This window comes from Microbulbifer litoralis (genome assembly GCF_023634065.1).
GTDB classification, from domain to species: Bacteria; Pseudomonadota; Gammaproteobacteria; order Pseudomonadales; family Cellvibrionaceae; genus Microbulbifer; species Microbulbifer litoralis.
In genome coordinates, this window is record NZ_JALKCV010000002.1 from 394864 (window position 1) to 406012 (window position 11149).

The following is an 11149-nucleotide window of genomic DNA, read 5'->3' on the forward strand; positions in this document are numbered from 1 at the left end:
GGTCCCGCGCGGTCCGCGGTTGGCAGGTAGTTTCATGAGAGCAAGTGAGTTGGATTCGGCCCAGTTCGAGGATATCCGCCCCTATCGCGACGACGAGGCGCGGGCGGTGCTGGACCGTGTGATCGCCGACCCGGAGATGTCACACGCCGCGGCCCACCTGCTGGTGCCCAAGCTGGCCAGGCTGGAGGGGCCCATCGCCTGGCTGGTGCGCCTGTTCGTGCGTTTCGAATTCCGCAGGGCCAGGGATATCCGCGGCGTGCAGGAAGTGATCGCCAAATACCTGCAATTGGCGGTCAACCGCACCAGTTCCGGCCTGAGCATTTCCGGCCTGGATACGCTGCCGCGGGATCGCGCCTGCCTTTTTGTCGGCAACCACCGCGATATCGCCATGGACCCGGCGCTGGCGATCCTGGCCATGTTCCGGGAGGGGCACGAGACGGCCCGTATCGCCATCGGCGACAACCTGCTCACCAAGCCGTTCGCCACCGATATCATGAAGCTGAACAAGAGCTTCGTGGTCAAGCGCGATGCCGGCAGTCGCCGCGAAAAACTGGCGGCCGCCACCCAGCTGTCCAATTACATCTACCACTCGGTGGTCAACGAGAATGAACACGTGTGGATTGCACAGCGCTCCGGGCGTGCCAAGGATGGCCTGGACCGCACCAATCCCGCGCTGGCGGCCATGTTCGCGATGACCAAGGACAAGGGCGCGCCCTTCGCCGATTTCTGGCGCAAACTGCATATCGTGCCGCTGTCGATCTCCTACGAGTGGGACCCCTGCGACGCGCAGAAGGCCAAGGAGCTGTACATCACCGAGCACAAGGAGGAGTACCGAAAGGGCAAGCACGAGGACCTGGGTTCCATCGCCAAGGGTATCACCGGCTTCAAGGGCCATATCCACGCCGCCTTCGGCACACCCATCGAGGGAGACTTCAACGATGTCGGCGCCCTGGCCGAGGAAATCGACCGCCAGGTGATCGGCAACTATGTGCTGCACCCCACCAACCTGATCGCCTACCAGATGCTCTACGGCGAGGCGCCACCACTGCAGGTGGGTTACCCGGCCAGGCCCTGGCACCCGGACGAATACCGCGAGACCCGCGAGAAGTTCGAACAGCGCATGGCGCGCATCGACGGGCGCTGGCGCGAAAAGGCGATCCATGCCTACGCCAATCCGGTGGTTTCCAAGCTCGCCTACGAGTGAGCGGCGGTTATTAATGGTGGCTGGTGAGTCGCGGATGGTTAGTGGATAATGCCGGCCTTCAATCCCCAACCACCATCACCAACCGCTGACCATTCCGTGCTGCAAGACCGAGACAAAAAAGCCATCCAGTCCGCCTACAGCCAGTTCCTTGCCGGCCGCGACCTCAAGGCCCGCTACGGGCAGAAGCTGATGGTGGCGGCCATTGCGCGCACCCTGGGCGGTATCGTCCAGGATGCCAGTGGCGAGCGCGACGCGGCCAAGTGCAGCGGCGAGCATATCTGTGTGGTCGAGGCCGGCACCGGCACCGGCAAGACGGTGGCCTACCTGCTGGCCGCGATTCCACTGGCCCGGGCCCAGGACAAGAAGCTGGTGGTGTCCACCGCCACCGTGGCGCTGCAGGAACAGATCATCAACAAGGACCTGCCGGAAGTGGCGCGCCACAGTGGCCTGAAGTTCGACTTCAGTCTGGCCAAGGGCCGCGGCCGCTATCTGTGCCTGTCCAAGCTGGACCAGCTGCTGTCCAGCCTCGGCAGCAGTGGTAGCGGCTTCTCGCTGGGCCTCTACGGCGATGAGCCACCGCAGGTGGACGAGGCCGACGCGAAGCTCTACCGCAATATGGCCGACCAGCTGGCCGCCGGCGACTGGGACGGCGATCGCGACAACTGGCCCGAGACCATCGAGGTCGAGGACTGGAGCCGCGTCACCACCGACCACCGCCAGTGCAGCGGCCGCCGTTGCCCCCACGTGACCAACTGCAGCTTCTTCCGCGCGCGCGAAAACCTCGGCAAGACCGAAGTCATCGTCGCCAACCACGACCTGCTGCTGGCGGACCTGGCCCTCGGTGGCGGCGCCATACTGCCGCCGCCGGAGGAGAGCATCTATGTGCTCGACGAGGCCCACCACCTGCCGGACAAGGCCCTGAACCACTTCTCCCACCACAGCCGCGTCGGCGCCTCCACCGGCTGGCTGGACCAGATGCAGAAAAATCTCGGCCAGATGCTGGGCGAGATCGGCGACGGAGGTGAGATAGACCGCAGCGGCGAGCAGTTGCCGGCGGTGCTGACCTCCGCCAAACAGGCGCTGGAGCAGATGTGGCCGCTGATCGAGGAGCACTGCAACTTCGAGGACGAGCGCGGCTACGGCAGGCAGGGCGGCAGCGCCCGCCACCGCTTCGAGGGCGGCGTGGTGCCGGAGGCCATGATGCAGCTGGCGGAGAAGCTGCGCGAGGACTTCGACGAACTGGAGACGCTGCTGAACAAGATGCTGCAGGCGGCGCAGAAACTGCTGGAGGATCCGCACTCGCCGGTGCCGGCGGTGGACCTGGAGCGCTGGTATCCGCAATTGGGCAGTTGGTACGGTCGCGCAGAGGGCAACCTGCAGCTGTGGGCCAACTATGCTCGAGCGGACGCCGAGGGCGCGCTGCCGCAGGCGCGCTGGGTGACACTGGTGGACTGGGGTGGGTCGACGGATTTCGAAGTCTGCAGTTCGCCCATCCTGGCTGGCAAGACACTGGAATACGGGCTCTGGCAGCGCTGCTATGGCGCCGTGTTGACCTCGGCCACGCTGACGGCACTGGGCAAGTTCGATCGCCTGAAGATGCGCGCCGGCACGCCGGACAACGCCAGCTACCAGGTGGTACCCAGCCCGTTCGACTTCTCCCGGGCAAAACTGCAGGTGCCGGCCGGCGCGGTGGATGCCGGCAGTGCCGACGCCCACACCGACGCGGTGATCGACGCGCTGCCGGGGCTGCTCGACGAAAAGGGCGGGGCGCTGGTGCTGTTCGCATCGCGCCGGCAGATGGAAACCGTCTACGAGGCGCTGCCGGGCGTGTTCCGCAATCGCGTCCTGATGCAGGGCCAGCGCTCGCGCCAGCAACTGCTTGAAAACCACCGCGAGACGATCGACGGCGGTGGCCAAAGCGTGCTGTTCGGCCTCGCCAGTTTCGCCGAGGGGGTGGATTTGCCGGGGGACTACTGTCGCCATGTGGTGATCGCCAAGCTGCCGTTCGCGGTGCCGGACGACCCGATCGAGGCGGCGCTGGCGGAGTGGATCGAGGCGAAGGGCGGCAACCCGTTCATGCAGATCACGGTACCGGATGCGGCACTGAAATTGGTACAGGCCTGTGGCCGCCTGCTGCGCACCGAGGGCGATACCGGCACCATCACGCTGCTGGACCGCCGCGTCGTCACCCGCCGCTACGGCCGTGCCATTCTCGATTCGCTGCCGCCGTTCAGCCGCCATATCGAGTAGCGCTTTCCCCGTCCCCCGCACGCGGATATCGCCAAGCGGGCCGGTTCGGGGGAGGTCGTGTCAAGAACGGCGGTCGATTCGCCCGCTTGTCGACCGGCTGGCCGAAAGAAAACACATTTTGTCCTACAACACCGTATGAAACCGATTTACAACGATATTGCCGATCAGTTGCTGTCACTGGAAATGGAGCTGCGCCGCCTGGACCTGTGGCGTTCGGAGCCCCCGCCGCCGGAAGCGCTGGCCAGTACCGAACCCTTTTGTGTCGATACCCTGACGCTGCCGGAGTGGCTGCAGTTCATCTTTATCCCGCGCATGGGGCAGTTGATCCGGGCGGAGCAGCCGCTGCCGCACCAGTGCGGTATCGCGCCGATCGCCGAGGAGTTTTTCAAGGAAACCGGTGGTGCCGGCGCGCTGGTCGAGCTGTTGCGCGCGATTGATACACGCCTGCAGCGCGGTTGAAAGCGGTCCGCTGCGACGCGGGTTCGGGTACGACGTCCGGAGCGGGCAGAACGCTGGCCTGCCGACCAGTCGCTGTTCAGCTACCGGGGGGATGCGGTACTATCGGCTCCTTGTTCAAGACGGGGGCAGGACTCTCCGGTATATAACAAGCATGGACAGCCTATCGCACAGGGATGGCCCCAGAGGCCTTAAGGTAGTAAACAGGAAAATGCGGATCTCTCCCATTTCATGGTTGTTGTTGGCTAGCCTGCTGGCCGGTTGCGAGTCGCTGCCGTTTGTCTCCCGGGACAGGGCACCGACCGCACCCTCCCCGGTTACCGAGACGCCGGCAACGCCCGGCGAGGGCCAGCAGTGCCCGGAGCCCGCCGAAGTCGTCTGCCAGGAGCCCGAGGTCAAAGTTGTCGAGCGGGTGATCGAACGAAGATTCGAAAAGGTGGTCGAAGTGCCGGTCGCGAAAGACAAGCTGGTACTGGGCTCGGTGGAGTCTGTCTCCATTGAGCCGGGCGGCCTGATTCTCGACTCGCTGATCGATACCGGCGCTCCCACTTCCTCCCTCGCCGCAAAGGAATTGAAACCCTTCGAACGCGATGGCAAGGAATGGGTGCGTTTCAAACTCGCCCCGCCTGCAGCCAACAGCGACCCGGTCACCATCGAGTTGCCGGTGAAGCGCTATGTGCGGGTGTCGCGCCCGGGCTTTGAGAGCCAGCGCCGCCCGGTGGTGGACATGAGCCTTACCGTCGGCGAGGTCACCCATATGGTCGAGGTGAACCTGACCGATCGCAGCGGCCTCGACCAGCCGTTGCTGGTGGGCCGCAACTTTCTCAAGGACGCCGCGGTGGTGGACGTGAGTCGCCGCAATGTCCAGGGCCAGCCCAGGCCACCGCTAAGCAAATAATCGATTAAAAGTGGCGCTGGTGATCCCGGCGCCCCTGCATGGGGATTGGCGAATGTCGCCACGCGCTCAGGTATATTTTCTGGCCGCGCTGCTCGCATTGATGGGCGCGGGGCTGACCATCTACAAAAACCGCGAACTGGGATTCCCGCTGCTGCCGGGAGAGTATCGCACCGTCTGGACCATCGAGGCCAAGGTCGGCTTTACCGCCGATGGCGGCCCGGTCAAGGCGGCGCTGACGCTGCCGCGCGAGCAGCGCAATATGGAAGTGCTGAACGAGAGTTTCAGCTCCTCCGGCTACGGTTTCAATATCATTCGTGAAAACGATGAGTACCGGGCCGTCTGGTCGCGGCGTTCCGCCAGCGGCCCCCAGTCCCTTTTCTATCAGCTGGATGTCCACCAGACTCCCGGCGCACCACTGGAGCAGCCGCTGGACCTGAGCACGGCGGTGGAAAAACCCTTCCTCGGCGCGCGTGAACAGGAGGCGGTGCGCCAGGCGATCTACTCCCTGGTGGAAACCGCGCGCGAGCGCTCCTCGGATGTGGAGACCTTTACCACCCAACTGCTGAGCGCACTGGGCGATCCGCGCAACCAGGACCGCAACCTGATCTTCGGCTATTACAAGGATCGCTCGCTGGTGGATGTGGCGCTGCTGGTATTGGCCACGGCGGAAGTCCCCGCGCACCGCATCCGCGGTCTCTACCTGGAGGACGACCGCCGGCGCCTGGATCCGGAGGACCTGCTCGAAGTCTACGACGGCAAGCGCTGGGTGGTGTTCGAGCCCCACAGCGGTTCCCCCGGTGTGCCGAAAAATTTCTTTATCTGGCAGCGCGGCGGCAAGAGCCTGCTGGACGTCGAGGGCGGGCGCAATTCCCAGGTGACCTTCTCGGTGATTTCCAACGATGTGCCGGCGCGCGACGTCTCCATGCTCAGCACCAGCAAGGAAAAGGAAGCGCTGGTGGATTTCTCTATCTACAGCCTGCCGATCGAACAGCAGAGTATCTTCAAGCTGATCCTGCTGGTGCCGGTGGGCGCACTGGTGGTGGTGTTGTTGCGGGTGTTTGTGGGCCTGCGCACCTCCGGCACCTTCATGCCGGTGCTGCTGGCCGTCGCCTTTATCGAGACACAGCTTTTTACCGGCCTGTCGATCTTCGTATTGATCCTGATCCTGGGCCTTTGGGTGCGTTTCTATCTCAGCCGGCTCAATCTGTTGCTGGTGTCGAGGATCGCCGCCGTGGTGGTCACGGTGGTGATACTGATGGGGGCCATCAGCGTGGTCAGCTACAAGCTGGGTATCGAACAGGCGCTGACGGTGACTTTCTTCCCGATGATCATCCTGGCCTGGACCATTGAGCGCATGTCCATCGTCTGGGAAGAGGATGGGCCCTACGAAGTGGTGGTGCAGGCGGGCGGCAGCCTGCTGGTGGCGGTGCTGGCCTGGTGGGTGATGACCAACCGCTACGTCGAGCACTGGACCTTCAACTTCCCCGAGCTGCTGCTGGTGCTGCTGGGCCTGATCCTGGTGATCGGTAACTACACCGGTTACCGCCTGGCCGAACTGATGCGCTTCCGGCAGTTGGTGAAATAGATGGGCGCTTTCTCCCTGCCACAATTCCTGGCCAAGCTGCGCGGCGGCCTGGTATCGCCGATGGCGCTGCACCGCATGGGTGTGCTGGGGATGAATGCGCGCAATATCAATTACATTGCGCGCTACAACGACCGCGACAAGTACCCGATCGTCGACGACAAGCTCAATACCAAGCGCGCCGCCAAGCGCTATGGCATCCCGACCCCGGAATTGATCGCCGCCTTCGAGATCCAGCCCAGCCGCTCGCAGGTCCTGAAACTGATCGAGCCCCTGTGGCAGTTCGTGATCAAGCCGGCGCGCGGTTCCGGCGGCAAGGGGATCCTGGTGATCGTCGGTCGCGACGGCGACAAGTACAAGAAAGCTTCCGGCGCGGAGCTGACGGCCGAGGATATCCTGCGCCACGTCAGCAACATCACCAGTGGCCTGTATAGCCTGGGTGGCAAACCGGACCGGGTGATGGTCGAGGCGCTGGTGGACTTCGATCCGGTGTTCGACAACTACTCGTTCGAGGGAGTACCGGATATCCGCGTGATCGTCTTTCGCGGTTTTCCGGTGATGGCGATGCTGCGCTGCTCCACCCACGACTCCGACGGCAAGGCCAACCTGCACCAGGGCGCCGTGGGTGTGGGAATCGACCTGGCTACCGGCAGGAGCTGCCACGCGGTGCAGCGGGGGCTGCGCATCAAGCAGCATCCGGATACGGAAATGCCTTTCGGCGAGCTGCAGGTACCGGGCTGGCGCGACCTGGTGCGGCTGGCGGCCAGTTGTTATGAGATGACCGGCCTCGGCTATCTCGGCTGCGACATCGTGCTCGACCGCCGGCGCGGCCCGCTGCTGCTGGAGGCCAATGCCCGCCCGGGCCTGGCGATCCAGGTGGCCAACGGCGTCGGCCTGGCGAGCCGGTTGCAGCATATCGAGCGCTTCGACCTGGAGCAGCTGGAAAAAAACGTGGAGGAGCGGGTGGCCTATTCCATGCGCGAGTTCGCTGCCTCCCGTACCCTGGACAAGGAATAAGTCCCATAGGCCGGCTCCGGCGGTTTGCACCCGTCGGCAAAATGCATACCCTCTGTTGCCGGTACTTTCTCGATTGCTAACCCCAGATAACCCGGGCTACCCATGACTCAATTTCGCAGGAAAGCCCGCCTCGGGCTGTTGCTCGCCCTGGCGCCGGTGGCGGCTGTGGCCGAACCCCCCGCGGAACTGGAAACCCTGTCGGTTACCGCTTCGCGGGACCGGCGGGCCCCAGGCTCTCTGGCGGAGAGCCTGTCCTCCGTTTCCGCCGCCGAATTGCAGCGGGCGCGCGCGGTACATATCAGCGAGGCGCTGGCGCGCGTCCCGGGGACCTGGATCAGCCGCGGCAACGGCCAGGAACACCTGACGGCCATCCGTTCACCGGTGCTGACTGGCGCCGGCAGCTGCGGTGCCTTCGCGATCACGGAAGACGGCGTGCCGGTGCGCGGCACCGGTTTCTGCAACGTCAACCAGTTATTTGATCTCAACAGTGAACAGGCGGGCCGCATCGAAGTGCTGCGGGGGCCCGCGCCGGTGCTCTACGGCTCCGATGCGCAACACGGTGTGATCAACCTGATCAGCGCGCCGCCGGGGGAGGGCGGCGATCGCCTGTCGCTCGAGGCCGGCGCCAACGACTACCTGCGTTTCGGAACCAGTATCGGCCGCAGCGCCGGCCGGCACGGCTACCGCCTCAGTGCCAACGGCGCCAGCGACGGCGGCTTCAAGGACGATTCCGGCTTTGACCAGCAGAAGCTGACCCTGCGCCACGATTTCGACGGCGACGGACTGAGCGCGCGCACCCTGCTGAACCTGAGTAACCTGAACCAGGAAACCGCTGGTTATGTGTCGGGTAAAGACGCCTACAAGGTTGCATCTCGCAAGCGGGAGAACCCGAACCCGGAAGCTTTCCGCGACAGCCGTTCGGCGCGTCTCCAGACCCGGATCGAGGGCGCGACGGATGGTGGCAGCCACTGGCAGTTGACGCCCTACGCACGCTACACCGATATGCAGTTCCTGATGCACTTCCTGCCGGGCACGCCACTGGAGGAAAACGGCCAGCGCGGTGTGGGTGTGAAGAGTGCGTACTTTTTTTCCGACCCGGACGGGTGGTCGCTGACCAGCGGTGTCGACCTGGAGTTGACCGAGGGCTGGCTCAGGCAGAGCCAGGAAAGCGGTTTTTCCTCGTTTCCGGCGGGTCAGCAGTACGACTACGAAGTGGCTGCGGCGGTGGCGGCGGCGTTTTCCAAAGCGGACTGGAGGCTGTCGGATTCCACCCGCCTGGCGGCCGGTGCCCGTTTCGAGTATCTCCGCTATGACTACGACAACCGGATGATCAGCGGCGACACCGCGGAGGACGGTTCCGTCTGTATCAGCAGTTACACCGGTGCGGAGGGCTGCCGCTACTCGCGCCCCGCGGATCGTCGCGACGATTTTACCAATCTTTCAATCGATGCCAGCCTGTTGCACCGGTTTGGTGACAGCCTTACCGGAGTTGCCCGATTGGCGCGCGGTTTCCGGGCTCCCCAGGCGACGGAACTCTACCGCCTGCAGAATGGCCAGCTGCGGGCCGACCTGGATTCGGAATCCATCGACAGCCTGGAGCTGGGGCTGCGCGGTACTGTGGAGCAGGTGCATTTCAGCCTGACCGCTTTCTATATGGAAAAGGCCGATGTGATTTTCCAGTCGTCGGAGCGCCTGAACCTGAGCGATGGCGAAACCCGCCACTACGGCCTGGAGTACGACCTGGGCTGGCAGCTCGCCGATCGATGGCGCCTGGCCCTGGCCGGCACTCTGGCCCGCCACCTGTACACCAACGATGTCAGCGCACCGGGCGCCTCCGAATGGATCGAAACCAGCGGCAATGATATCGATACCGCGCCGCGACAGATGCACACGCTGAACCTGCAGTGGTCGCCGGGTGAGGCCACCGCGGCGGAATTGCAGTGGCAGCGCATGGGCGCCTATTACACCGATATCGAAAACGATCACCGCTACGCCGGTCACGACCTGCTGAGCCTGCGCCTGCGCCAGCGGCTCTCGGAAAAGGTGGAAGTGGGCCTGCGGGTGCATAACCTGGCGGATGTGGATTACGCCGAGCGGGCGGATTACTCGAGCCTGGGTGGTGGGGATCGCTACTTTATCGGTGAACCGCGGAGTTTATTTGCGGATATCAGCTTCGTGCTGTGATTCGTCTGGGCGAACCTTTGGGTTCGCCGCTTTTCCTTGGCCTTTCCCATTTTGTGTCATTAGATGATTCAGTGGCGGCGCTGCTACCGGTGGCTGTTTGCCAGACACGCGGTGAATACATCCCTGTACGCTCTAATCGACATCCCTGTCTCATAAGGTCTGGCAAACAGCCACCGGCATCAGCGCCTTCGCATCGACATTGAAGTTCTAATTGGCTAGTTGGACCGTTCGAAAAGAAGATTGAAGTCAACGCGAAGGCCCTGATACCGGGAGCCACCAAATGCGCTTACCAGCACCGGCCTGAAGTGCCACAAATAAAAAGGGCGAACCCAAAGGTTCGCCCCGACGATCGAATCAAGTCGAATTGATCAGGCCGCAGTAGCCGGGCAGAGGTGGAACTGCTCCATCATGATCTGCAGGCGCTTGCGCTGCATCTTCAGGCTGTATTCCAGCTCTTTTACCCGTGTGCGAATAGCCGCGCTTTCCCATTTGGCCAGCAGGCGCTCGCGCGCGTTTTCGTAGCGGCGGGACTGGAGTTCCTTCCATTCGGACAGCGCTGCGGAAAATTCCTGCGCTTCCTTTTCCAGCAACTGGCGCCAGCTCTCCCTGTGATTTGATTCCTGCAACTTCTGTTCGGCGCGCTTGAACTGCATGGCGAGCATGGCGCGCTGGATGCGCATGGCCGGCACGGTTTTCAGGTTGCGTGCCAGGCCCAGCCAGCTGGCGGTCCTGATCAGCCACTTGGTCGGGTCCCACTGGTACCAGCGGATACCGTTGCGGTAGTCGGTCTGGAAGATGTGGTGGTAGTTGTGGTAGCCCTCGCCGAAGGTGAAGAACGCCAGCAGGTCGTTGTCCCGCGCGGTGTTTTCGTCGGTGTAGGGCCGGCGGCCCCAGATATGCGCCAGGGAATTGATAAAGAAAGTGGTGTGGTGGTTGACCACGATACGCAGCACACCCGCCAACAGCAGCATGCCGATCACATCGCCGGTAAGCAGGCCCAGCAGCAGCGGCAGGCCCAGGTTCATGGCCAGGGTGATGGGCACATAGTGGTTGTGCTGCCACATGACGATCTTGTCGCGCTGCAGGTCCTTGGCGTTACTGAAATCCTCTTTGCCGCTGGGGTAGTCGCGCAGCATCCAGCCGATATGGGAGAACCAGAAACCGCGTTTGGCGGAATAGGGATCCTGGTGGTTGTCGTCCACATGGCGGTGGTGGCGGCGGTGGCCGGAGCACCAGATGAGGACGCTGTTCTGCAGCGCGGCGGCGCCGAACAGCGCGAACAGCAGGCGCAGGGACCAGTGCGCCTCGTAGGTGCGGTGGGACCAGAGGCGGTGGTAGCCGGCGGTGATCGAGAGGCCGCACAGGGCACCGATGACGGCAAAGGCCAGCCACTGGTACCAGTGGTAGCCCACCATGGCACCGTACAGCGGTACCAGGATCAGGGCCGCCAGCGCAGTGCTGGCAAAAAGGACGGTGGTGACCCAGATGCGCGGCGCGTCGGCCCACTCTCGAGTCTCTTTAGCTGGATTCATAGTACAACCTTTCTCGTGCGCTACAG

8 protein-coding genes are annotated in these 11149 nt (G+C 63.7%); 7 read left to right on the top strand and 1 reads right to left on the bottom strand.

The window, feature by feature from the left end:
* The first annotated feature begins 34 nt into the window (after positions 1–34).
* The 7 genes from MWN76_RS05085 to MWN76_RS05115 all read left to right on the top strand — a co-directional run bounded on the left by MWN76_RS05085 (position 35) and on the right by MWN76_RS05115 (position 9591).
* Positions 35–1204: a 1-acyl-sn-glycerol-3-phosphate acyltransferase gene (locus MWN76_RS05085; RefSeq protein WP_250459862.1), complete on the top strand. Its 1170-nt coding sequence runs from the start codon at positions 35–37 to the stop codon at positions 1202–1204.
* 96 nt (positions 1205–1300) lie between these two features.
* Positions 1301–3454 carry an ATP-dependent DNA helicase DinG gene (dinG, locus tag MWN76_RS05090; protein ID WP_250459864.1) on the top strand — a complete coding sequence of 718 codons (2154 nt, stop codon included), beginning with the start codon at positions 1301–1303 and terminating at the stop codon, positions 3452–3454.
* A 135-nt stretch (positions 3455–3589) separates the two neighbouring features.
* Entirely contained in the window at positions 3590–3913 is a 324-nt protein-coding gene (locus MWN76_RS05095; RefSeq protein ID WP_250459866.1) for a YqcC family protein, read from the top strand.
* 238 nt (positions 3914–4151) lie between these two features.
* Positions 4152–4808 (top strand): ATP-dependent zinc protease family protein, encoded by a 657-nt coding sequence (locus tag MWN76_RS05100; protein ID WP_250459868.1) that lies wholly within the window; start codon positions 4152–4154, stop codon positions 4806–4808.
* Between the two features lie 52 nt (positions 4809–4860).
* The gene (locus MWN76_RS05105) at positions 4861–6393 is read left to right on the top strand and encodes an inactive transglutaminase family protein (protein WP_250459870.1); all 1533 of its coding nucleotides are present in this window, start codon (positions 4861–4863) and stop codon (positions 6391–6393) included.
* Positions 6394–7407, top strand: coding sequence for an alpha-L-glutamate ligase-like protein (locus tag MWN76_RS05110; RefSeq protein WP_250459872.1), 1014 nt, complete (start codon positions 6394–6396; stop codon positions 7405–7407). It begins immediately after the preceding gene.
* A 102-nt stretch (positions 7408–7509) separates the two neighbouring features.
* Positions 7510–9591, top strand: coding sequence for a TonB-dependent receptor (locus MWN76_RS05115; protein WP_250459874.1), 2082 nt, complete (start codon positions 7510–7512; stop codon positions 9589–9591).
* A 368-nt stretch (positions 9592–9959) separates the two neighbouring features.
* Here MWN76_RS05115 and MWN76_RS05120 read toward each other — a convergent pair whose 3' ends face one another.
* Positions 9960–11123: an acyl-CoA desaturase gene (locus MWN76_RS05120; RefSeq protein WP_250459875.1), complete on the bottom strand. Its 1164-nt coding sequence runs from the start codon at positions 11121–11123 to the stop codon at positions 9960–9962.
* Between the last annotated feature and the right edge of the window lie 26 nt (positions 11124–11149).